Raw genomic sequence first — 24,373 nt, forward strand, 5'->3', positions numbered from 1 at the left:
CTGTACGGAATAAGAAGACGTGTCGAACTGGCCTCTACTCAGTGTTCTCATCTGGCTGCCGATCCTCGGCGGTGCCTTGATCCTTGCCATCCGTGATGCGCAGACCGCCCGCTGGGCGTCGCTGGGCGTGGCGGTGCTCACCTTCGTGGCCAGCCTGTCGCTGCTCAGCGGCTACGACGTGTCCAACGACGCGCTGCAGTTCGTCGAGACCCGCGCCTGGATCCCGGCCTACGACATCGGCTACAACCTGGGCGTGGACGGCATCGCCATCGCGCTGATCCTGCTCACCACGCTGGTGTCGGTGCTGGCGCTGATCGGCGCCTGGAGCGCCATCGACAAGCGGGTCAACCAGTACGTGGCCGCCTTCCTGATCCTGGAAGGCGTCACCGTGGGCATCTTCGCTGCGACCGACGCGATGCTGTTCTACGTGTTCTTCGAAGCGATGCTGATCCCGATGTTCCTCATCATCGGTGTCTGGGGCGGCCCGCGCCGCATCTACGCCGCGCTGAAGTTCTTCCTGTACACCTTCCTCGGCTCCGTGCTGATGCTGGTGGCGCTGATCTACCTGTACCTGAAGGGCGGCAGCTTCCAGCTGGCCGACCTGTACCAGCTGCAGCTGTCCGCGCAGGAACAGACCTGGATCTTCTTCGCCTTCCTGATCGCCTTCGCGGTCAAGGTGCCGATGTTCCCGGTCCACACCTGGCTGCCGGACGCCCACGTGGAAGCGCCGACCGCCGGTTCGGTGATCCTGGCCGCCATCGCGCTGAAGATCGGTGGCTACGGTTTCCTGCGCTTCAACCTGCCGATCGTGCCGGACGCCTCGCAGGAATGGGCATGGCTGGTCATCGCGCTGTCGCTGATCGCCGTGATCTACGTCGGCCTGGTCGCCCTGGTGCAGGACGACATGAAGAAGCTGATCGCGTACTCGTCGATCGCGCACATGGGCTTCGTCACCCTGGGCACCTTCATCGCCCTGTGGCTGGTGCGTGACGCCGGCAACGCCGACGCGGCCCGACTCGGCCTGCAGGGTGCGATGGTGCAGATGGTCTCGCACGGCTTCGTCTCCGGCGCGATGTTCTCCTGCGTGGGCGTGCTGTACGACCGCATGCACAGCCGCCGCATCGCCGATTACGGCGGCGTGGTCAACGTGATGCCGTGGTTCGCCACCTTCGCCATGCTGTTCTTCATGGCCAATGCGGGCCTGCCGGGCACCAGCGGTTTCGTCGGCGAGTTCATGATCATCATGGCCAGCTTCCAGCGGAATCCGTGGCTGGCCCTGGCCGCCGCGACCACCTTGGTGATCACCGCCGCCTACACGCTGTGGCTGTACAAGCGGGTGTTCTTCGGTGAAGTCGCCAACGCCCACGTGGCCGAACTGAAGGACATCAACGGCCGTGAGTGGCTGGTGCTGGGCGTGTTCGCCGTCGGTACGCTGGCACTGGGTCTGTACCCCAAGCCGCTGACCGACCTGATGGAGCCCTCGATCGCAAAGCTGGCGATGCAGATCGCATCCAGCAAGCTGCTGTAATTCCAGGATTTGATGATGACCACCTCGCCGCTGTTGCCATTGACCGCCGCTGACCTGCCGCCGCTCGCTCCGGAGCTGGTGCTGATCGGCAGTGCGTTCGCCCTGATGATCCTCGACCTGTTCATCAGCAAGCAGAACAAGATCTGGACCCACCTGTTCTCGGTCGCCGCGCTGGCGGTCGTCCTGTTCATGCTCGCCACCGGCGTGGGCGGGCAGGGCGAGGTCTTCCACGGCATGTTCGTCCGCGACACCGCCGCCGACGTGATGAAAGTCGTGGTCGTGCTGTGCAGCGGCCTGACTCTGGTCTACGGCTGGAGCTACCTGCGCGAACGCGACCTGTTCCAGGGCGAAATTCCGGTGCTGGTGATGTTCGCCACCGCCGGCATGATGATCCTGGTCTCGGCCGGCAGCCTGCTGATGGTGTACCTGGGCCTGGAACTGCTGGCGCTGTGCTCGTACGCGCTGGTGGCCAGCAACCGTGACAACGGCCTGGCGACCGAAGCGGCGATGAAATACATCGTGCTGGGTTCGCTGGCGTCGGGCCTGCTGCTGTACGGCATGTCGCTGGTCTACGGCGCCACCGGTTCGCTGCACCTGGACGCGATCAATGCGGCCATCCCGAACTCCGATGAAAAGATGCTGCTGCTGACCGGCGCGGTGTTCATGATCGCCGGCGTGGCCTTCAAGCTGGGCGCGGCCCCGTTCCACATGTGGCTGCCCGACGTGTACCAGGGCGCACCGGCACCGGTCGCGCTGTTCATCAGCTCGGCGCCGAAACTCGCTGCCTTCGGCATGGCCTACCGCCTGCTGGAAATGGGCATCGGCCCGCTGTCGGACGAGTGGAAGTACCTGATCGGTGGCCTGGCCGCGCTGTCTCTGGTGGTCGGCAACCTGATGGCGATCGCGCAGAGCAACCTCAAGCGCATGCTGGCCTATTCGACCGTCTCGCACATCGGATTCCTGCTGCTGGGCATTGCCGGTGGCGGCGACCGTGGCTACGCGGCGGCGCTGTTCTACGCCCTGAGCTACGCGATCATGTCCACCGCCGGCTTCGGCGCGATCATCGCGCTGTCGCGCAGTGGCTTCGAAGCCGAGCGGATCGACGACCTGAAGGGCCTCAACGCCCGCAACCCGTGGATGGCAGGCCTGGTTCTTTGCATCATGGCGTCGATGGCCGGCATTCCGCCGTTCCTGGGCTTCTGGACCAAGCTGGCGGTGCTGGGCGCGGCCATCAACGGCGGCATGCTGTGGCTGGCCATCCTGGGCGTCATCTGCGCGGTGATCGGCTGCTTCTACTACCTGCGCGTCATCAAGGTCATGTACTTCGATGAGCCGGTAGGTGAGCCGCTGCCGGCCAATAACGACCGCGTGCTGGGCGTGGTGCTCGGCGTGAATGCCTTGGCGCTGCTGGCGCTGGGCTTTGCCTGGAACCCGATCATGGTCTGGTGCCAGCAGGCTTTTGCGCATCTTGCATAAAAAGCGATACAAAGCTGCGCAATTAGTGTAATATTCGTTTCCTGAGTTGTTGATGCAGCGATTTCGCCAGAACATCGTTGCTGTAATGATCACTGTTAGTGATCAATCGACGCTCAACCACTTCTGCTGCGGGGTGGAGCAGTCTGGCAGCTCGTCGGGCTCATAACCCGAAGGTCGCAGGTTCAAATCCTGCCCCCGCTACCAAATAGCCGCCGGTGAAAGCCGACGGCAGGAACGAGAAAGGCGATCCCGGCAACGGGGTCGCCTTTGTCGTTCCACAGGGCCCATCAACCGCTCCTCCCGGACGGCCCGTCCGCCGCCCATTCCGAACGGCCCGTAAGCCGCGTAGTGCCACGCCCTGCGTGGCAACCAGGCGAACCCATCCGAAGCCAACCTCCAGACAACCAGGAAACTCGAACCAGGGCTTGCAGCAACCCGCAATCTCCCGTACAATTCCGCTTCTGCTGCGGGGTGGAGCAGTCTGGCAGCTCGTCGGGCTCATAACCCGAAGGTCGCAGGTTCAAATCCTGCCCCCGCTACCAAGTTGTACTGCTGGTCGTCAGACATCCAGCACCAGAACGGCGACCTTCGGGTCGCCGTTTTGCGTTGTGGCGGGTCTAGAGTTCACCGCCGCGGAATCGAAGCGCATGCAGCCGGCTGAGCACCCCATTGAGCAGGGCGGTGCGACGCTTCGCCCAACCGGTCTGCGGCTCCATGATCCTGCGGTGCCCACTGTAGAGGTTACGGTTTTCGGGATCGCCGAAATACGCCCTGCCTTTGAACCCGGTGGTGGGGACCTCGAGCTTGTCGGCGACGCGCTGCGCCTGCGATGCATATTTTCCGCCGAACGCCGACCAGCATGATTGCAGTTCGATGCGCTGGAACGTGTGGCCCGGACCCGCCGCGGCCTTGATCTGTGATGCCAGCCTGCCGCCGGACACGTTGCCGTCGGCCGCGGTAAGAAACTGCGAGCCGTGGCCCTGGACGACATCGATATGGGGCAGCTTGACCAGTACCGCGCCGCCGGCGTCCGCACTTGGCGCCGTGGCGACACTGGCGGCCGGCGCGGCGCGGGACGAACCGATCGGCAATGCGCGGAAGGCCTTGCTGCCCCCTTTGTCCACGACCGAATGCGGGCGGCTGCGCGAAAGCCGCTGCAGGAATCTACGGCCCTTGCTCAACAGGGCGGTACCCGCCTTGGCCGCGGCAGGCAGGGCCGCCGCGAAGCCGGCTGCGCCCAGTCCGATGCCCACGTAGCCCAGCACCGCCTGCGCCGTTTCGTCCTGGACCACCGCAGACGCAACTTCAACGGCAGCGGAAGCGACGCCGAGCGTTGCGCCGATGACCGCCGACGCAGAGACGCCGACAATCGCCAGGGTTCCCAGGCTGGCAACGGCGGTCACCACCGCCACTGCCGCTACGATCCACTTCCAGAAGGCGCCGGTGGGATCCGCGCGATTGACCGGGTCGCCTTCGCAGTATGCGTAACCGTTCAGCCCGCCCTCCAGGAACGGGCTCAATGCGTCGGGTGCCAGGAACATGCCGAGCGCGGCCGAGTACGCTCGATGGTGGCGCGGGCCCAGCAGGTACAGGCCACTGGCCGGATCCAGCGGCTCTCCATTGAACCCCAGGCAGGCACGCAGGTCCGCGCCAGGCGGCACCGGGCCCGTGCGGTGGCCATGCGGCGCGTAGGCGATGTTGGTCACGGCGTCTGCGTGCTCCAGCATCGGCGAGAGCGACGCGTCGGTCGCCAGCAGCAACGCCGACGCAAAGGACGCCGGGGCGATCTCCGCGAGCGGTGTATCGGACAGCCACAGCCAGCTCACCGGTTCCACCGCGCCGCTGTCGCACGCCGTGATCTCGGCCACGGCACGGTCGTCGCGCCAGTAGCGGTAGCGCGTGGACGCCTGGCTGCGTACGCGGGAGAGCAGGCCCTCGGCATCGTAGCGATAGTGCGCAAGCGGCAAGGCAGATGGGTGCGGTGGGTCTGCGGTGATTGTCGGCATGACCATGCCCTGGCAGGTGCGCGTGTTCGTCGCGCAGCAGCAACCCCCGTTGCCTGGCCCGGTTGGTGCTGGCGCACCACCGGCACGCACTGAATAACGCCGATCGCGTTAGAACGACATGAAGTGGAACCCTCGGTACGTGTGCAGAGCATCCGCCTGCATGGGGGCTGCATCACATGGAATTTACGATGGCGGGCGTAAACAGCAACTTCCGTCTTCCAGGTACGTGCGCAGTGGTTTTGCCTGCGCACGGATGCATCCACCTGGGACGGACGGAAACTGCAACAGGAATCGGGGGATTCTTGCGGTAAGTCGATGGGGACATCGTCATGGAAAAGGACAGTGCAGTAGCGGGTCGGGAAGATAAGCCGAGTTTCAATGGCGTGGGCGAGTTCACCGCGACCGTGCTCTCGCCCACCAAGCTGTATGCCAACGGCCGTCAGCAGATTTATCTGGAAGTGCTGATCACAACGATGCTGGATGGCGAGCCGTATGACCTGAAAGATAGCGAGAAGAACAGCATTCGCCTTGTGAACTACAACAGCGAGGCCGAGTTGTCAGCGGGATGGAAGTACTCGGAAGATCGGAATGAAAACTACGAGTTCTATTCCGAGCCTGGGCGCGAAGCGTCCACCGCGTCCCACTCGCCGACGCCCACCAAAGTGGGCCGGTACATACGCAACATGTATGTCACCACCACCGAAGATGCCGGCCTTAGTCGCAAGCTTGCCCTTGCGATCACGCGTGAGTCGGACGGATTGGTGATCATCGCCAATTCCAATAACGATAGCGATTTCCCGAGCCTGGACTACGCGGTAATCGTGGAGCCGCAACGGATTCCTACCTACACCACCAACAACTACACCTTCGAAAAGCAGCGTGTCAGCGGGGCAGAGGGGTCGCCGGTGTTCATCGACAACTATTACGTCGGCTTGATCACCAACAGCAACGTGCCCGTTGCGTTCAAGGAGATGCAGATCAAGGGCGATGATGATGATGAGAGCAAGCCCGGCGGCATGGCCAAGTGGGAAGACAAGGACCCGGATGAGACCTTCGCGTCCTATGTGGGCTATGGGGAGCCGGGCGACAGCAAGGCCCATTACAACCCGAACATCGTCCTCGGCACCCACGTGAAAGAAGAAACGGTGCGAAGTCCGATGGCGAACAAGGGCACGATTATCCTGGCCGGGGACGTGGACATCGACTTCCATGCCGACAGTGCGAACCTGCATGGCGGACCGTGCACGGTGAATGCGGTGGATGCGAACGGCAACGGCCACACGTTCTACATCCGCTTCGGCAAGTCCGCCGCGAACGCGGAAGAACCTGCCGCGGGCGCCGAAGCGCCCGCAGCCGACAGCCGCTTCGACTTGACGCTTTACACGTAACGGCGATGGACCGTCCGGCGCGCCCCTGCCGGGGCGTGCTTGGCAGTGGCGTCGCCATTTCCCGTGCAGCATCCGTGATGGAGCACCCCATGTCTGTCAACGAAGAAACCTCCCACGAACAGCCCGAGCCCGAGCCGGACGGCCCCATCAACGAGGGCGCGTCCACCTACTCCAATGCGCAGAATTTCCTCAGCCACCTGCAGACCGGGGTGGACGTGCGCACTGGCGACTTCACCTGCGCCATGAGCCTGCCAGCGCTCGAGGCCAACCGCCTGCAGGGGCCAACAGTACAGCTCGGGTTGGGCTTCAATTCGCACCAGCGCGATGATCTTGGCTACGGAATCGGCTGGGCATTGACCGGTATCACCACCTACCAACCGTCGACCAAGATGCTGGTGCTTTCCACGGGCGAACGCTTCGTCGCGGATCAGACGCTGGGCGAATTTACGTTCAAGGACCGGAAGCTGGTGACCTTCCACATGGGTCGTGTCGAGGGGACCAACCATGAATACCTGGTCACGCACAAGAACGGTGTCATCGAGCGGCTGTCGACCTTGAATGGGGTGTCCAGGACCGCAGTGCCAGTGGAGATCCGATCGCCGGATGGGCGTCGTGTATCCCTGACCTTCACCCTGGCGCAAGCGCCGCGACTGGTGTCGGTATCAGACGAGAACGGGCTCCTGTTGTCGATCGAGCGCTCGTCCAACTTCGTCAATGTGACCCTGCATCCGGAGAGCGACCAGCCTTTGGAGTTTTCGTTGTCCCAGGTCAGCAAGAAATTGAGCCGGTTGCGCCTGCCCCCTGCGCTGGGCGATGTGGGATGGACCTTCACCTACAAGGAGATTGGCGAGTTCCAACACGTGACCCACATTCTGTTGCCTACGGGCGGTGAGGAGACGGTGACCTACACCGAGGCGGGACACGAATGCCTGCCGGGCGCGCCTACCACGCACGTGCCCTACGTGCGCGTGCATACCCGCACCCCGGGATTTGCACAGCCTCCCATCGTGACCACCTATGAGTACAGCCCCCGCAACTACCTGGGTCATCGCTCAGGCCTGCAATGGCGGCCAAACGAGGACAACCTGTACCTCATGACTGCCGCGAATGGCAAGGACTACCGCTACGACTGCACCGCGACCATGCGGATGAAGGTCGACGACGTGGAGGTGGAGCGCACCGTCAAGTCGGAGTTCAATCGCCTGCACCTGCTGGTGAGTGAGGTAACCACCCAGGACAAGTGCGTGCTGGAGAAGGTCACCCACTACCATGACGATCCCACCAAGTCCTTCAAGGACCAGGTCCCTTACTTCCAGCTGCCGCGCGAGACCATTACCCGCTGGTACCGGGAGGTGGAAGGAAGCCCTGAGCGAGTAGAAACCGTTACCACGGACTACGACGACAACGGCAACCTGATCAAGCAGGTCGACGAAACCGGTCTGACCGAAGACCGCACCTATTACGACCCTGAGGGCGAAGACGGCTGTCCGCGCGATCCGCTGGGGATGGTCCGCTCGCTGAAGCAACTGACCGCGATCCCGATGGCAGGACGCTCGGAGGGTGCGGCCACGGTGGTCACCCAGTACCGTTACGAAGCCATGCCCTCCAAGGTGGACGGCGACCCGGGCTACCTGGTGCTGGTGAACGAGAAGAAGGTGGCGAAGGAGGCCGGCGGGGACGTGGACCTCGGCACCACCCAGACCGAGTACATCGACGACGTCGACAGCGATGCGCACGGTCGCGTGCTGCGCGAGACCAGCACGTTGAACGGGCATGACTCGAAGGTGGAGTACACCTACACCGTGGACGAAGCCGCGTCGACGCTGCGGATCGACACCGTGTACACCGGGCACGACGACTTCACGCGCACGGCCACTGAAACCCAGTCGCTGCTCAGCGGGCTGACCCTGCATGAAGAAGAGTCCGGCAGCGCCATCGAGTACACGTTCGACGTCCTGGGGCGCGTGACGTCGCAGACCGCGGCACCCGGCGCCCCCCCCTTCGAAGCCACGCGGCGCTTTGACTACGTACTGGCCACGAAGAAGGGCGATCCAGTCTCGATCACCACCACCGAAGTAACCGGCGGCCGGGCGGTCGCGCATCTGGACGGCCTGGGGCGCGAGGTCCGTGGCGAGGTCGAAGACGTGGACGTGGCCCCGGATACCTTCCGCGAGGTCTGGACCAAGACCTACAACGCGTTCGGTGAACTGGTCGCCCAGACCCATACCGACTGGGTGGACGGCGTGAAGCGCGCCACGCTCACCACGCAGTACGTGTATGACGCCTGGGGCCAGCAGTGCGCGACGCTGCACCCGGATGGCACCAAAGACATCATCGATGCCGATCCGGTGGCGTTGACCGAAACCACGTGGGTCGAAGACGCCGCTGGCAACCCGTCGGCGCGGACCAGGGCCTATGGCACAGTGTTCGGCAAGCCCGACAAAATCGAGTACCTGGACGCGGCGGGCAAGGTGAAGGGGACCGAGTCGTTCGTCTACGATGGCATCGGTCGCTGCGTGGAGTCCACCGACCGGCGCGGTTACAAGACCTTCTACACGTTCGACGCGTTCGACCGGGTGGTCAGCAGCACGCTCACCGATGCCGCGGTGGTCGATACCTGTTACGCCGAACACAGTGGCGACGAGCTGCCGGTGGAGATCGGCATCACCCATGCCAGCCTGGGGGGGCGGCTGCTGCTCGGCACGCAGACCTTCGACGGCCTGTCGCGGCGGCGCACCTACACGGTCGGCGGGCGCACGGTGACCTTCGAGTACGATCCCGGCGTACTGCAGCCGAAATCGATGACCACGCCGCTCGACGAAGTGGTCACCTACGCCTACGAGCCCAAGCTGGGCATGCAGCTGACGCTGATGAAGGCGGAGAACGAGTCGCACTTCGAGTACAACCCGAAGAACGCGCAGCTGACCCACACCGTCCGCGATGGGCTGGAGCGCACGCTGGAATACTACGCCTCGGGCCTGCTCAAGATCGAGCGCTGGAAGAACGAAACCGGGCAGGAGCGCTCGGCCACCCATCGCCACTCGCTGCTGGGCGCCTCGCAGTCCTACACCAACGTGTTCGGGGTGGAGCAGGTGATCACCCACGATGCGCTCGACCGTCCGTGGAAGCTGGCGCATGGCAACCTCAGCGCTGAATTGACCTACGACAGTTTCGGGCGCGTGCACAGGATCGATACGCGCGAGGGCCTGCAGTCGATGCTGACCGATATCGTGTTCGATGACTTCGGTCGTGAAACCAGTCGCACCTTCACCGCGGTGGCGGGCGGCAAGTCGGTCATCCAGCTGCTGGGAATGCGCTACGACCACAGCGGACGGCTGGAGCGGCGCAAGCTGGTACAAGGGGACGATGTGCTGCGCCAGGAGGAGTTCACCTATGACGAGCGCGGGCGCCTGGTCAATTACCTCTGTTCGGGCAGCCAGCCGCCGCTGGATCCGTGGGGCAAACCGATCGGTCGGCAGCAGTTCCAGTTCGATGCGTTCGACCGCATCCGCAGCATCACCACGCGCTTCCCTGGCGGCTCGAATGTCACCCGCTACGACTATGAGGAAACCGATCCCGCCCAGCTCACCCGGATCGTGCACAGCCACCGCGATTACCCGAGCGACCTGCACGACCTCAAGTGGGACGGCGCCGGGCGGATGGTGCGTGACGAACGCGGGCGCACGCTGAAGTGGAACAGCCAGAACCAGCTGATTGAAGTCGCCGCGCCGACGGTCGGGCGGTGAGCCAATGACTACGTACGCCCTTCAGCCCACACCGCGCCTGCTCCAGCGCTATGGCTATGACGCGGCTGGCGACTGGGTGCGCCTGTCGCATGACGGCGGCACGCACTGGCGCTTCTGGCGGGGCGGACAGGTGGTCAACGAGGAGCGGGAAACCGATAGCGCCGACGACCCGGTGCAGGTGACCTGGGTGGCCGGCGCGGCGAGCACGCTGGCCGAGCAGGTCGCGGCTCCCGGCGCGCGCACGACGCTGCTGTCCAGCGCTCCCGGCGGCTCGGTACTGCTCGAAGCCGATACCGAGGTGCGTGCGATCCGCTACGCGCCGCAGGGCCATCGTGACCACACCTCGGCCCTGGCCACGCCGGGGTTCAACGGCGAATGGTTCGATATCGGTTCGGGATGTTATCTGTTGGGACGCGGCCACCACCGCCCGTACAGCCCGACCCTGGGCATCTTCCTGGCGGCCGATACGGCCAGCCCGTTCGGGGCAGGCGGGTTGAACACGTTGGCGTACTGCGCCGGCGATCCGATCAACCGCAGCGACCCGAGCGGACATTTCTGGAAATGGATCGGCATGGCCCTGGCCGCCGTGGCGGCGGTGGCCAGCCTGGGCACGCTTGCGGTGATCGGTGTCACAGCGTCTGCGGTGATCGGCGCCACCCTGGGCGTGGTCGGCTTTGGCGTGGAGGTCGCGGCAGCCGTGGTGAAGGACGAAACCGCGTCCTCGGTGCTGGGCTTCGTGGGGCTCGGGATCGGTGCGGCGGGGATGGTGGCGGCAGGCCCGGCCCTGGTCAAGTCGGCAATGAAGCTGGGCCAGAAGGTCGCTCGATTGAGCCGCAATGTCAGCGGTGCCCGCGCCATTGGCGGGTCCGGCAGCAGCGCCTCCAAGGCGGGGGCGAGCTTGGCCAAGAAGGCTGGCGGAATGGACATCGCCACCCAGTACGGTGCGTCCAGGGTGGAATACACCGTGAAGGTGATACACAACAGCACGCCCAGCCGCTTCGCCAACGAAACGGCGCGCGCACTCGGGCGCGCCCGCGGCTACCCGCTCCTGAGCGAGCTGTCGGCGTATGGACGCAGCAATGCGCGGGCCAATGCGCGGGCCTGGCTGGGGCAGGCGGGCAGGCGCGCAGACCTGTTTGATTTCACCGTTGACGAAGGCCTGACCTCGGTTCAGCTGGGACCCGACACGGTGCTGGCGCGCTGGAACCCCAATCCGCCCCGCGTCGGCGCAGCACGCGCACCGGCCGCACCGGCAGCACGTGCAGCCCCGCAGCAACACGAGATACCGGTCAACATCCGGCCCTACAGCCGGCATGCCACCGGCTGGAACGAAGTCCCGCCGGCTTACACGGACCCGAATTTCGTGCATTCCATGCCGCAGTCGCCTGGCAACGCGCCGGGCCTTCCACCCGCGTACCCGGACGGCCCGCCGCCGCCCTATAGCCGGAACGAGTTCCAGTTCTGACTGGTCCCTTCCCGATTCACCCCGACGGAGCAGGCGCATGGCACGGCAAACCTATGGATATGACGCCCTCGGTCTATGGGTGCGGCTGTCCACTCCGGACCGGACGCACTGGCGCTACTGGCGGGCCGGGCGGGTGGTCAATGAGCTGCGCGCCGCGAACGATGGTGGCGGCGACGTCGAGGTGACCTGGCTGATGGCCGCCGACGGCGCGGTGGCCGAGCAGGTGGCGGGGCCCGGCGAACGCTCGACCCTGCTGGCCAGCGCGCCCGGCGGCTCGGTCCTGCTGGAGGCCGATACCGACGTGCGCCCGGTCGCCTACGCGCCGCATGGCCACCGCGACGAAACAGCTGCGCTCGCCACGCCCGCGTTCAACGGTGAATGGCGCGATGCCGGATCGGGTTGCTACCTGCTGGGCCCCGGCCACCATCGTCCCTACAGCACCACGCTGGGCATCTTCCTTGCGCCGGATACCGCGAGTCCATTCGAGGCCGGTGGCCTCAACACGCTGGCCTACTGCGTTGGTGATCCGATCAATCTGTCAGATCCCAGCGGGCATTTCTGGAAATGGATCGTCGCCGGGGTCGGGCTTGCCCTGGGCATTGCCGTTACGGTGGCCAGTTTTGGCGCGGCCAGTGCGGCGGTGGGCGCGATGGCGGCCGGCGGCATCGCCGCGCTGACCAAATCGGGTGCCGCGGCCATCGCCGGGACCGCACTGGGGGCGCTTTCGGTGGGCGCCGAAGTCGGTGCCATGGCGGCGGGTGCCGCGGGCGACCACAAAACCGCCGCCATCCTGGGGTTTGTCGGCCTGGGCCTGGGTATTGCCGGCACCGCGCCGGCCGTTGCCAAGGTGGCGATGAAGGGCGCCGCCCGCTTCATGCGCTTCGCCCAGAAAGCGATGAGCAGCCGGTCCACCGCGGCGCCGCTGCGGGTGGTCGCCGCGGGAGGGCGGGGGCCGAAGGCGGCCATTTCGTCCGCAGCGCAGGCGGCCGCGCCTTCGCCGCCGCCCTCGGCGGCCTCCTGGTACGCGGCCAAGGCGCCCTATATGAGCAAATCGTCGCGAACCTTTACGACGTACCCGGTCTCGACCTCCAGCGCGCGGCCGGCGGGTGGCCGTCCTGCGTTCCAGCGGCAGATGGGGGTCCATCCCGATGGCAGCGACGCCGCGGCGGGCAACGCGGTCATCGACGAGCTGGCGGAGATTTCAGCCATGCGGAACTGGACGGCTCCCCCCCTCAAGCAGTATCCGTCCCCTGCCTACACCACCGGGCACCTTCCGAGCGGCGACGGCGCACGCAGGCTGGTGGACGTGGAGGGGCATCTGTCCGTGATGGAAGCCATGGTGCCCAGCCAGCCCAACTGGATCCAACGCCAGATCCGCAGCTTCAGGAGTGCATGGAGCAACTGGAGGGATCGACCGCCGAGCTATGCGAGTGCAACGGCCCCACCGAGCTACCAGTCCCTGTTTGGCGGATGATCCTGAACGGTCCTGTCCGGTCCGACGTGGTCCGGGAGGCCTGAAGCCGTTGCACCAGCGCGGTGCAACGGCTATCATCCACGGCTTAGCGGACTACCTGACAGGACCCATTCTCCGGAATGCGGACCGTCCCGCGACCGGCTTCCGGGCCGTGCGACTTCCCACCAGGTAGTCGTGACCCCCCGGAAGGCTGGCCATCCAGCATGACCGGAGTCGTTCCGGACTAGGGGCCCAGCGGGCCCTTTGTTGTTTCCGGGCCCCAGGGCGCAAGCCGGGGCAGCACCTCTTTCAATGAATCAAGGCAGACTGTGAGCGACAAGCCAACCGAAATCGCGAATCTGCTCGCCCCCACCGTTCAGTCGCTGGGTCTCGAGCTGCTGGGTGTGGAGTACCTGACCGCCCCGGGTGGCGCAACCCTGCGCCTGTACATCGACGTGCCGCTGGCCGAGCAGCCCGCGCGCGTCGTCAACATCGACGACTGCGAGCGCGTGAGCCGCGAAGTGTCGGCCCAGCTGGACGTGGAAGACCCGATCACCGCCAATTACACCCTGGAAGTGTCCTCGCCGGGCGTGGACCGCCCGCTGTTCACCTTCGAGCACTTCGAACGTGCCGTCGGCGAATCCGCCAAGGTCACCCTGAAGCTGCCGCAGGACGGCCGTCGTCGCCTGCAGGGCGAAATCCTCGGCGTCGATGCCGAACAGAACACGGTCACTTTCAAGGTCGACAATTCACCGTTCACCGCCGACGTCGAGAATATCGAGAAGGCACGCATCATGCCGGACTGGGCCGCCCTTGGCCTGGCTCCGACCAAACCGACTGGCCCGGCACCCAAGCAGGGTGGCAAGGCGAACAAGAAACCATCCAACGAGCCGGCGGCCAAGAAGCCGCGCGCGGAGTGAGCCAACAATGAGCAAGGAACTTTTGCTGGTAGTGGACGCGGTCGCCAATGAAAAGGGCGTTCCGCGTGAAGTGATCTTCGAGGCCATCGAGGCTGCCCTGGCCTCGGCCGCGAAGAAGCGCTACCCCGATGAGGAAGTGCTGGCCCGTGTGTCGATCGACCACAAGGACGGCACCTACGAAACCTTCCGCCGCTGGGAAGTGGTGGCCGATGACGTGGTCATGGAATCGCCGGATCGCCAGGTGCGCCTGATGGACGCCATCGACGAAGCCGACGGCGTGGAAGTAGGCGACTACATCGAAGAACAGATCGAAAACCCGGACTTCGGCCGCATCGCGGCGCAGGCCGCCAAGCAGGTGATCGTCCAGCGCGTGCGCGAAGCCGAACGCCAGCAGGTGGTCGATGCGTGGAAGGACCGCGTGGGCGAGCTGGTCACCGGCGTGGTCAAGCGCGCCGAGCGCGGCAACATCTACGTGGACCTGGGCGGCAACGCCGAAGCCTTCATCCCGAAGGACAAGGGCATCCCGCGCGACGTGCTGCGCGCCGGCGACCGCGTGCGCGGTTACCTGGCCGAAGTGCGTTCGGAACCGCGTGGCCCGCAGCTGTTCATCAGCCGCGCCGCGCCGGAATTCATGATCGAGCTGTTCAAGCTCGAAGTGCCGGAAGTGGGCCAGGGCCTGGTCGAGATCAAGGCCTGCGCACGCGATCCGGGCGACCGCGCCAAGATCGCCGTGCTCGCCCACGACGCGCGCACCGATCCGATCGGCGCCTGCATCGGCATGCGCGGTTCGCGCGTGCAGGCCGTGTCCAACGAGCTCAATGGCGAGCGCGTGGACATCGTGCTGTGGAACGACAATCCCGCCAACTTCGTCATCAATGCGATGGCGCCGGCGGAAGTGCAGTCGATCATCGTCGATGAAGACAAGCACTCGATGGACCTGGCCGTGGCGGAAGAGCGCCTGGCCCAGGCGATCGGCAAGGGCGGCCAGAACGTGCGCCTGGCCAGCCGCCTGACCGGTTGGCAGCTGAATGTGATGACCCAGGACCAGGTGACCGCCAAGTCCGAGGCAGAGCAGGGCGTTGCCCGCCAGCTGTTCATGGACAAGCTGGAAGTGGATGAAGAAATCGCCGCCATCCTGGTGACCGAAGGCTTCAACACCGTGGAAGAAATCGCCTACGTCCCGGTCGGCGAACTGCTGGCCGTGGAAGGCTTCGACGAAGACATCGTCGAAGAGCTGCGTGCCCGTGCCCGCGACGCGCTGCTCAACGAAGCGCTTGCGGTGGAAGAGGGTCTGGAAGATGGTTCGCCGTCCGAAGACCTGCTCGCCCTGGAAGGCATGGACGAGGCGACCGCCTACGCCCTGGCCGGCCATGGCGTGCGTACGAGTGAGGACCTGTCGGACCTGGCCGCCGATGAGATCCTCGAGTTCGGTATCGAGGACATGGACCAGGAGCGCGCCGCCGCCCTGATCCTTGCCGCCCGAGCCGAGGAGATCGCCCGCCTGGAGCGCGGCGAATGAGCCAGCGATGAACAGTGCCCTGACCCGATCAGGGCTTAGACTCCGCGCTGCCTTCGCCCGTTTCGGAGGAGCGCCAACCAGATCATAGGATCCGAATGTCGCAGCAAACCACCATCCGCAAGCTTGCCGAACTGGTCAACACCCCGGTCGAAAAACTGCTTGAACAGCTTGCCGAGGCCGGCATGAAGTTCAGCGGTCCCGACCAGGTCGTGACCAGCACCGAGAAGGTGAAGCTCCTGGGCTTCCTTCGTCGTTCGCACGGCAAGACCGAGCAGCCCGTCGAAAGCGCCGACGAAGCTGCGAAGAAGATCACCCTCAACCGTCGCAAGTTGCAGGAAGTGACCGTCAGCGCCGGCCGCAGCAAGACCACCGTCAATGTGGAAGTGCGCCAGAAGCGCACCTACACCAAGGACGCCAGTGGCAAGGCGATGACGCCGGATGAGGAGCGCGCCGACATCCTGCGCAAGCTGGAGGAATCCCGCCAGCGCAATCTGGACGAGCAGCGCGCACTGGCCGAGAAGGACCGTGCGCGTGACGAGGAAATCGCACGCAAGCGCCAGGAAGAGATCGACGCCAAGGAACGCGCCGAAGCCGAGCGCAAGGCGGCTGAAGCCGCTGCCGAAGCCGCGAAGAACGCGCCGCCGGAACCGGTGGCTGCGGCACGCCCGGCTGCGAGCGAAGCACCGGCCCGCGCTGCCGCGCGTCCGTCCGCCCCGGCCCCGGCGCGTCCGGCCGCGCGTGGCGACGACCGCAATTCGAACAACAACCGCGGTGCGGCCAAGCGCGACGATGACGGTGGCAACCGCTTCGCCGGCCAGCTGCACCTGTCGGCTGCCGACCGTGCCCGTCGTGGCAACAACAGCAACACGCGCGGTCGTCCGGGTGGGCGTGCGCAGCCGGGTCGTCGCGACAGCAACCAGTCGCGCAGCGGCGGCGGTGCCCATGGTTTCGAGCGTCCGGTCGCCCCGATCGTGCGTGACGTCACCATCGGCGACACCATCACCGTGGCCGACCTGGCCCAGAAGCTGGCCCTGAAGGGCGGCGACGTGGTCAAGGCGCTGTTCAAGATGGGCGTGATGGCCACCATCACCCAGACCATCGACCACGACACCGCCGCGCTGGTGACCGAAGAACTCGGCCACAACGTGACCCGTGCCAACACCAATGACGCCGAAGACGCGCTGCTGGCGCTGAACGAAGGCGAGCAGGGCGAAGCCGTTGCGCGTCCGCCGGTGGTGACCATCATGGGCCACGTCGACCACGGCAAGACCTCGCTGCTGGATTACATCCGCCGCACCAAGGTCGCCACCGGCGAAGCCGGCGGCATCACCCAGCACATCGGTGCGTACCACGTTGAAACGCCCAAGGGCGTGATCAGCTTCCTGGATACCCCGGGCCACGCCGCGTTTACCTCGATGCGTGCCCGCGGTGCCAAGCTGACCGACATCGTGGTGCTGGTGGTGGCGGCCGACGACGGCGTCATGCCGCAGACCAAGGAAGCCATCCAGCACGCCCGTTCCGCCGGCGTGCCGCTGATCGTGGCGATCAACAAGATGGACAAGTCCGGTGCCGACCCGATGCGGGTCAAGAACGAACTGCTTACCGAGCAGGTCGTGGCCGAAGACTTCGGTGGCGACATCCAGATGGTGGAGATCTCGGCCAAGGCTGGCATGGGCATCGACAACCTGCTGGACGCCATTTCGATCCAGGCCGAACTGCTGGAACTGAAGGCCGTGGCCGAAGGCCGCGCGAGCGGCGTGGTCATCGAATCCTCGCTGGACAAGGGCCGTGGCCCGATCGCCACCGTGCTGGTCCAGCAGGGTCAGCTGAAGAAGGGCGACTACCTGGTCTGCGGCATCCAGTACGGCCGCGTGCGCGCGCTGTTCGACGAAACCGGCAAGCAGCCCGACCACGCCGGTCCGTCGATTCCGGTGCAGGTGCTGGGTCTGTCCGGCGTGCCGGACGCGGGCGACGACTTCGTCGTGGTCGAGGACGAGCGCCTGGCCAAGGACGTCGCGCAGCAGCGCGAAACCAAGCGTCGTGAATCGCGCATGGTGCAGTCTGCCGGCAGCCGCATGGAAGACATCATGGCGACCCTGGGCAAGGGCAATGGCCAGCAGGTGCTGAACCTGGTGATCAAGGCCGACGTGCAGGGTTCGGTGCAGGCGCTGAGCCAGGCCCTGGTGGGTCTGTCCAACGACGACATCCGCATCAACGTGATCCATTCCGGCGTGGGCGGCATCACCGAATCGGACGCCAACTCGGCCGTTGCCTCCAAGGCCACGGTGATCGGCTTCAACGTGCGTGCGGACGCTTCGGCGCGCCGCATCATTGAATCCAACGGCGTTGACCTGCGTTACTTCTCGATCATCTATGACGTGATCGACCAGGTGAAGCAGGTGGCCTCCGGTCTGCTCGGCGTTGAGATCCGCGAAGAGATCATCGGTATCGCCCAGGTCCGCGACGTGTTCCGCAGCTCCAAGTTCGGTGCGGTGGCCGGCTGTATGGTCATCGAAGGCACGGTCAAGCGCAGCAAGCCGATCCGCGTCCTGCGCGACAGCGTGGTGGTGTTCGAAGGCGAGCTGGAATCGCTGCGTCGCTTCAAGGAGAACGTCGACGAAGTCCGCAACGGTACCGAATGCGGTATCGGCGTGAAGGCTTACAACGATGTGAAGCCGGGCGACCAGATCGAGTGCTTCGAGCGTATCGAAGTGCCGCGCACCCTGTAATGTGGAAGCGGCCCGACCAACGGTCGGGCCCTACCAGCTTTCCGGGGCCCGACCGCCTGGTCCGGGTCCCACCGGTTTCCGGGGTCCGACCGCCTGGTCCGGGTCCCACCGGTTTCCGGGGCTCGACCGCCTGGTCCGGGTCCCACCGGTTTCCGGGGCTCGACCGCCTGGTCCGGGTCCCACCCGGTAGGTCACGACCGTTGGTCGTGACCCGCCCATCCGCATACTGAAGAGTTCCCCGTGCCAAAAACTTTCCATCGAACCGACCGTGTTTCCGCCCAGATCCGCCGTGAACTGGGTACGCTCGTGCACAACGCCGTGCGTGAACACGGGCTGCCGTCGGTGAGTGTGTCCGACGTGGAAATCACCCGCGACATGGCCCATGCCAAGATCTTCGTTACCGCCCTGATGCCGGAGCGCTCGGAAGAGGCGATGAAGGGGCTGAAGGAAATCGCCTGGGGCCTGCGCATGGAACTGGCCAAGGCCATGAAGCTGCGCCACGTCCCGGAGCTGCACTTCCACTACGACGACTCGGTCGACCGTGGCGAGCGCATCGACAACCTCCTGCGCGAGCTGCCCGACACCCTGGCGGCTGAAAAGAGCCGCGAAGCCGAAGACGGCGACGACAGCGACAGCAAACCCGAATAAGAACCGGTAGAGCCAGGCCCTGCCTGGCTGCGCGGTAACCTCCGGCGAATCCGAATGACCCGAATCACTTTCCGTCGCCTGGACGGCATCCTCCTGCTCGACAAACCCGCCGGCATGAGCTCCAACGCCGCGCTGCAGGTGGCCCGCCGACTGTTCCGGGCCGAGAAGGGCGGCCACACCGGCAGCCTGGACCCGCTGGCCACCGGCCTGCTGCCGCTGTGCTTCGGCGAAGCCACCAAGATCGCCGGCCTGCTGCTGGGTTCGGCCAAGGCCTATGACGCCGAGGTGGTGCTGGGCCTGACCACCGATACCGACGATTCCGACGGCAGCACGCTGCTGGAACGCCCGGTGCCGGCGATCAGCCGCGACCAGCTCGACGCCGCCCTGGTCCCCCTGAAGGGCCGGATACGACAGCGCGCACCAATCTATTCCGCGCTCAAGCAGGGCGGCGAGCCGCTGTACCTGAAGGCGCGCCGCGGCGAAACCATCGAGGCCCCCGAGCGCGATGTCGAGGTCCATGCCATCGAGGTGCTGGACCAGCAGCCGACCCGCCTGTCGCTACGGGTGACCTGCGGTTCAGGCACCTATATCCGCAGCCTGGCCCGCGACCTGGGGGAATCCCTGGGCTGTGGCGCCCACATCGCCGGATTGCGCCGCCTGTGGGTGGACCCGTTCCGGGACGCCCCGATGGTGACCCTGGACACCCTGCGCGACCTGGCCGGGCAGGGCGACGAGCCGGCCATGGAGGCCCTGCTGCTGCCGCTGGCCGCCGGGCTGGCGCACTATCCGCGCATCGAGCTTGATGCTGAACAGGCACGCCGCTTCTGCCTCGGCCAGCGCCTGCGCGACCCTGCCTGGGGCGAGGGAACGGTGGCCGTGCATGGGCCGGATGCCCTGATCCAGGGCCTGGGCGACGTCGACGGGAACGGCCGGCTGTCCCCGCAGCGGCGCTTCAACCTCTGACCCTGGCGTACCCGGCGCTTGTTCCGGGGGGCTGCGACCGTTACAATTTCGCGGCCTTTTCAGGCTTCCCCGCACCTGCGGGTTCATCATTTCGTTAACGGCGAGTCGCGCGGTACGTCAATGGGACGTTTCTGCGGGCCACGCATCTATAGAGAAGAAAGCAATGTCGATCGACACCCAGAAGGTCATTGAAGACAACAAGCGCAGCGCCGCCGATACCGGCTCCCCGGAAGTGCAGGTCGCCCTGCTGACCGCCCGCATCGAGCTGCTGACCGGCCACTTCAAGGCCCACAAGAAAGATCACCACAGCCGTCGTGGCCTGCTGCAGATGGTCAATCGCCGCCGCAGCCTGCTGGACTACCTGAAGAAGAAGGACGGCGTGCGCTACAAGGCCCTGATCGAAAAGCTCGGCCTGCGTCGCTAAGCAGGAATCCCGACCGCGGCGCAGGAATGCGCCGCGGTTTTGCTTTTGCAGTACCGCATTACATCGCCTGGACCGGACTTCCGGTCACCCGTCGGCGGCAAGGGTCGCCTGCGGTCCATTCGAAGACAGCATCTCCCCAAGGAATCCCCCGTGGCAAAAATCACCAAAACCTTCCAGTACGGCAAGCACACCGTCACGCTTGAAACCGGCGAAATCGCCCGTCAGGCCGGTGGCGCCGTCATCGTCAAGTTCGACGACACCGTGCTGCTGGTCTCCGCCGTGGCTGCCAAGAGCGCGCGTGAGGGCCAGGACTTCTTCCCGCTGACCTGTGATTACCAGGAGAAGTTCTACGCCGGTGGCCGTATCCCGGGTGGCTTCTTCAAGCGCGAAGGCCGTGCGACCGAGAAGGAGACGCTGATCTCGCGTCTGATCGATCGCCCGATCCGTCCGCTGTTCCCGGAAGACTACAAGAACGAAGTGCAGATCATCGCCACCGTGATGTCGCTGAACCCGGACATCGACGGTGACATCCCGGCCCTGATCGGTGCCTCGGCCGCGCTGTCGCTGGCCGGCACCCCGTTCAAGGGTCCGATCGCCGCGGCCAAGGTCGGTTACAAGAACGGTGAGTACATCCTCAACCCGACCGTGACCGAACTGAAGGATTCGGAGCTGGAGCTGGTGGTTGCCGGTACCTCCAACGCCGTGCTGATGGTCGAGTCCGAAGCCGCGCTGCTGTCCGAAGACGTGATGCTGGGCGCCGTGACCTTCGGTCACCGCGAAATGCAGAAGGTCATCAACGCCATCAACGAGCTGACCGTGGAAGCCGGCACCAAGCCGTCGACCTGGGTCGCCCCGGCCAAGAACGACGCGCTGATCAGCGCCCTGCAGGAAGCCATCGGCCCGCGCCTGGGCGAAGCTTTCCAGGTGCGCGACAAGCTGCAGCGCCGCGACGCCATCTCGGCGATCAAGAAGGACGTGACCGAAGCCCTGGCCGGCCGCGTTGCCGCCGACGGCTGGAACCCGGCCGAGCTGTCGAAGGAATTCGGCGAGCTGGAATACAGCACCATGCGCAACTCGGTGCTGGACACCAAGGTCCGCATCGACGGCCGCGCGCTGGACACCGTCCGCCCGATCGCCGTGCAGACCGGCATCCTGCCGCGCGTGCACGGTTCCTCGCTGTTCACCCGTGGTGAAACCCAGGCCATCGTCACCATCACCCTGGGCACCGCACGCGACGGCCAGGTGATCGACGCCGTCTCGGGCGAGTACAAGGACAACTTCCTGTTCCATTACAACTTCCCCCCGTACTCGGTGGGTGAGACCGGCCGCATGATGGGCCCGAAGCGTCGCGAAATCGGCCACGGCCGCCTCGCCAAGCGCGGCGTGCTGGCAGTGATGCCGTCGCTGGAAGCCTTCCCGTACACCATCCGCGTGGTCTCGGAAATCACCGAATCCAACGGCTCCTCGTCGATGGCCTCGGTCTGCGGCTCCTCGCTGGCCCTGATGGACGCCGGCGTGCCGGTGAAGTCGCCGGTGGCCGGTATCGCCATGGGCCTGGTCAAGGAAGGCGATCGCTTCGTCGTCCTGTCCGACATCCTGGGTGACGAAGACCACCTGGGCGACATGGACTTCAAGGTGGCCGGTACCGCTGAGGGCATCTCCGCCCTGCAGATGGACATCAAGATCGAAGGCATCACCGAAGAAATCATGAAGCAGGCACTGCAGCAGGCCAAGGCTGGCCGTCTGCACATCCTGGGTGAAATGGCCCACGGCCTGACCGCTCCGCGCCAGGAGCTGTCGGACTACGCGCCGCGCCTGCTGACCATCAAGATCCACCCGGACAAGATCCGCGAAGTGATCGGCAAGGGTGGTTCCACCATCCAGGCCATCACCAAGGAAACCGGCACCCAGATCGACATCCAGGATGACGGCACCATCGTCATCGCCTCGGTCAACGCCATTGCCGCGCAGGCCGCCAAGGCCCGCATCGAGCAGATCACCTCGGACGTCGAGCCGGGCCGCATCTACGAAGGCAAGGTCGCCAAGATCATGGACTTCGGTGCGTTCGTGACCATCCTGCCGGGCAAGGACGGCCTGGTGCACGTCTCGCAGATCTCCAGCGAGCGCGTCGAGAAGGTCGGCGACAAGCTGAAGGAAGGCGACGTGGTCAAGGTCAAGGTGCTGGAAGTCGACAAGCAGGGTCGTATCCGCCTGTCGATGAAGGCCGTCGAGGAAGGCGAAGGCGCCTCGGCCGAATAATCGACCGCAACACCAAGGTAGGTGATGACCGTTGGTCGTCACTCCTTGAATAGGAAAACGGGCCTTCGGGCCCGTTTTTTTTTTGCTTGGCTCACGATCTTCGATCAGGGCCGTCGCGAGCGTTCAGAGCCCCGCCGCGGCCGGTAGGCCCCTGTGCAAATGTCCCCCGGCCGACGCCTGGCGGCGACGGCCTCCTCCTTTACTTTGCCAGGGACCTACCGGCCGCGACGGGGCATGGCTTGCGGCCCGTCGCTTGCCCCACCGGCAGCGGCGTCTGCTTTACCGCGAGGGCCCTTGTGCAGTCATTGCGTTTCCCGTCCACAGCAACAGGATGTGTCCGCCGGACAGATTCGCAGGACATCCGACCATGACGGCCTGCGGCTTGTTAACGTTGGCCCATCCTGATCCACGGAGTTGCCATGTCCCGTCTGTCTACTTCCCTGCTGGGCGCCGCCATCGTGCTCGCGCTGCCCATCGCGAGCCACGCCGCATCGGTGTCGAACGCGGTGATCGGGGCCTACTACCCGGGCGGTTCGGCCGAGCGCTATCCAGTGGCGTCCATTCCCGCCGATACGCTGACCCATCTGTTCTACGCGTTCGCGCGCATCGACGACGGCAGGTGCGTGGTGGACGACGGCGCTGCAGCGCACTTCAAGGCACTGGCCGCGCTCAAGCGTGAACACCCACGGCTGCACACCATGATTTCCATCGGCGGCTGGAACGCCGGCGGCTTCTCCGATGCCGCGCTGACGGCACAGAGCCGCGAACGTTTCGTGCGTTCGTGCGTGGCGATGTTCTTCGAACAGCATCGCGGCAGTTTCGACGGTGTGGATATCGACTGGGAATTCCCGGTCTCCGGTGGCCCGGTGGAGATCACCGACCGCCCACAGGACCGACGCAACATGACGCTTCTGGTGCAGGAATTCCGCCGCCAGCTTGATGCATTGGACGACGGCAAGGGCCCGCACCGACTGCTGACCGCCGCGCTGCCGGCGGGCCGCGTGCAGACCGACGGCCCGTACGATCCCGCGCTGAGCTATGAGTTGAAGGAACTTGGCCAGGCGCTCGATTTCATCAACCTGATGAGCTACGACATGGGCACCGGCTTCTCCAAGGTGTCCACCTTCAATGCGCCGCTGCGCGAGGTGCCGCAGGACCCGCTCGCACCGGAACAACGCCGCTGGAACAGCGTGGAAGGGGCGGTGCAGTACTACCGCCAGCATGGCGTGCCCAACGACAAGCTGGTGCTGGGCGTTCCCTTCTACGGGCGCGGCTTCAAGGTCACCACCGAATCCGCCGATGGCCTGTACCAGCCCTACAGCGCCCCGTTCGAGGCCGGTGACTGGCGCCGCATCAAGCAGGATTTCCTCGACAAGCCCGGCTGGCAGCGGCACTGGCACCCCGTCGCGCAGAGCCCGTGGCTGTACAACGCCGGCGACAAGGTGTTCATCAGCTACGAGGACCCGGACTCGATTCGCCTGCGCGCGGACTACGCCAAGGACCAGAAGCTGCGCGGCGTGTTCACCTGGGAGCTGACGGGTGATGACGACCAGGCCAGCCTGCTGAAGGCCATGGCGGGGCCGTTCAAGTAACGTCGACCGCCCGCTGAAAGTGCAGCGATGCGAATGCCGGGTAGGGTCGGTTCCCGAACGACTGCCGATAGCGGAGATTGCGCGATTGGCGCATGACCTTCAAACGGAGTCGCGCTTTTCCGGATTTCTCCGTTCGTTGGTCATTCGTCGCCCTGCCGATCATCCCTATCGGCGGTCGTTCGGGAACCGACCCTACCGCTGGATTGCTCCCCGGTGATCGGGTGTAACGCCCGGGCCGGGCCTGCACTATGCTTGCC

General features: G+C 65.4%; 15 protein-coding genes and 2 tRNA genes. 16 read left to right on the top strand and 1 reads right to left on the bottom strand.

Annotated features, from left to right (window positions below; all coding sequences use genetic code 11):
* Nucleotides 1-19 precede the first annotated feature (19 nt).
* The 4 genes from FSZ13_RS11900 (at nucleotide 20) to FSZ13_RS11915 (ending at nucleotide 3,546) form a co-directional block, all read left to right on the top strand.
* Complete coding sequence (locus FSZ13_RS11900; RefSeq protein ID WP_145479921.1) at nucleotides 20-1,528, top strand: NADH-quinone oxidoreductase subunit M; 1,509 nt, start codon at nucleotides 20-22, stop codon at nucleotides 1,526-1,528.
* A gap of 15 nt (nucleotides 1,529-1,543) precedes the next feature.
* The gene (nuoN, locus tag FSZ13_RS11905) at nucleotides 1,544-3,004 is read left to right on the top strand and encodes an NADH-quinone oxidoreductase subunit NuoN (RefSeq protein ID WP_145479923.1); all 1,461 of its coding nucleotides are present in this window, start codon (nucleotides 1,544-1,546) and stop codon (nucleotides 3,002-3,004) included.
* Between the two features lie 127 nt (nucleotides 3,005-3,131).
* Nucleotides 3,132-3,208 (top strand) — tRNA-Met (locus FSZ13_RS11910).
* Nucleotides 3,209-3,469: 261 nt separating this feature from the next.
* A tRNA-Met gene (locus FSZ13_RS11915) sits at nucleotides 3,470-3,546 on the top strand.
* A 75-nt stretch (nucleotides 3,547-3,621) separates the two neighbouring features.
* On the opposite strand, the gene FSZ13_RS18630 is transcribed toward FSZ13_RS11915, so the two are convergent.
* Nucleotides 3,622-4,971, bottom strand: a complete 1,350-nt coding sequence (locus tag FSZ13_RS18630) for an RHS repeat-associated core domain-containing protein (RefSeq protein WP_222116616.1) — start codon at nucleotides 4,969-4,971, stop codon at nucleotides 3,622-3,624.
* Between the two features lie 368 nt (nucleotides 4,972-5,339).
* Here FSZ13_RS18630 and FSZ13_RS11925 point away from each other — a divergent pair, with 368 nt between their 5' ends.
* The 12 genes from FSZ13_RS11925 to FSZ13_RS11980 all read left to right on the top strand — a co-directional run bounded on the left by FSZ13_RS11925 (nucleotide 5,340) and on the right by FSZ13_RS11980 (nucleotide 24,116).
* On the top strand, nucleotides 5,340-6,398 hold the full coding sequence (locus FSZ13_RS11925; protein ID WP_145479925.1) for a hypothetical protein: 1,059 nt from the start codon (nucleotides 5,340-5,342) through the stop codon (nucleotides 6,396-6,398).
* Nucleotides 6,399-6,487: 89 nt separating this feature from the next.
* Entirely contained in the window at nucleotides 6,488-10,144 is a 3,657-nt protein-coding gene (locus FSZ13_RS11930) for an RHS repeat domain-containing protein (protein WP_186308920.1), read from the top strand.
* A 4-nt stretch (nucleotides 10,145-10,148) separates the two neighbouring features.
* Nucleotides 10,149-11,609 carry an RHS repeat-associated core domain-containing protein gene (locus tag FSZ13_RS11935; protein ID WP_145479929.1) on the top strand — a complete coding sequence of 487 codons (1,461 nt, stop codon included), beginning with the start codon at nucleotides 10,149-10,151 and terminating at the stop codon, nucleotides 11,607-11,609.
* A 37-nt stretch (nucleotides 11,610-11,646) separates the two neighbouring features.
* Nucleotides 11,647-13,083 (top strand): RHS repeat-associated core domain-containing protein, encoded by a 1,437-nt coding sequence (locus FSZ13_RS11940; RefSeq protein ID WP_145479931.1) that lies wholly within the window; start codon nucleotides 11,647-11,649, stop codon nucleotides 13,081-13,083.
* A 308-nt stretch (nucleotides 13,084-13,391) separates the two neighbouring features.
* Nucleotides 13,392-13,982, top strand: coding sequence for a ribosome maturation factor RimP (gene rimP, locus FSZ13_RS11945; RefSeq protein ID WP_145479933.1), 591 nt, complete (start codon nucleotides 13,392-13,394; stop codon nucleotides 13,980-13,982).
* A 7-nt stretch (nucleotides 13,983-13,989) separates the two neighbouring features.
* The gene (nusA, locus tag FSZ13_RS11950; protein ID WP_145479935.1) at nucleotides 13,990-15,501 is read left to right on the top strand and encodes a transcription termination factor NusA; all 1,512 of its coding nucleotides are present in this window, start codon (nucleotides 13,990-13,992) and stop codon (nucleotides 15,499-15,501) included.
* A 95-nt stretch (nucleotides 15,502-15,596) separates the two neighbouring features.
* Nucleotides 15,597-18,230, top strand: coding sequence for a translation initiation factor IF-2 (gene infB, locus FSZ13_RS11955; RefSeq protein WP_145479937.1), 2,634 nt, complete (start codon nucleotides 15,597-15,599; stop codon nucleotides 18,228-18,230).
* Between the two features lie 240 nt (nucleotides 18,231-18,470).
* Nucleotides 18,471-18,878 carry a 30S ribosome-binding factor RbfA gene (gene rbfA, locus FSZ13_RS11960; protein ID WP_145479939.1) on the top strand — a complete coding sequence of 136 codons (408 nt, stop codon included), beginning with the start codon at nucleotides 18,471-18,473 and terminating at the stop codon, nucleotides 18,876-18,878.
* Between the two features lie 54 nt (nucleotides 18,879-18,932).
* Nucleotides 18,933-19,841: a tRNA pseudouridine(55) synthase TruB gene (truB, locus tag FSZ13_RS11965; protein ID WP_145479941.1), complete on the top strand. Its 909-nt coding sequence runs from the start codon at nucleotides 18,933-18,935 to the stop codon at nucleotides 19,839-19,841.
* Nucleotides 19,842-20,004: 163 nt separating this feature from the next.
* Nucleotides 20,005-20,265: a 30S ribosomal protein S15 gene (rpsO, locus tag FSZ13_RS11970; RefSeq protein ID WP_145479943.1), complete on the top strand. Its 261-nt coding sequence runs from the start codon at nucleotides 20,005-20,007 to the stop codon at nucleotides 20,263-20,265.
* A gap of 150 nt (nucleotides 20,266-20,415) precedes the next feature.
* A complete protein-coding gene (gene pnp, locus FSZ13_RS11975; protein ID WP_145479945.1) occupies nucleotides 20,416-22,524 on the top strand; it encodes a polyribonucleotide nucleotidyltransferase in 2,109 nt (702 codons plus the stop codon).
* Nucleotides 22,525-22,943: 419 nt separating this feature from the next.
* On the top strand, nucleotides 22,944-24,116 hold the full coding sequence (locus tag FSZ13_RS11980) for a glycoside hydrolase family 18 protein (protein WP_145479947.1): 1,173 nt from the start codon (nucleotides 22,944-22,946) through the stop codon (nucleotides 24,114-24,116).
* The last annotated feature ends 257 nt before the right edge of the window (nucleotides 24,117-24,373 follow it).

Origin of the sequence: Stenotrophomonas rhizophila, assembly GCF_007667275.1 — a bacterium.
Classification (GTDB): domain Bacteria; phylum Pseudomonadota; class Gammaproteobacteria; order Xanthomonadales; family Xanthomonadaceae; genus Stenotrophomonas; species Stenotrophomonas maltophilia_AE.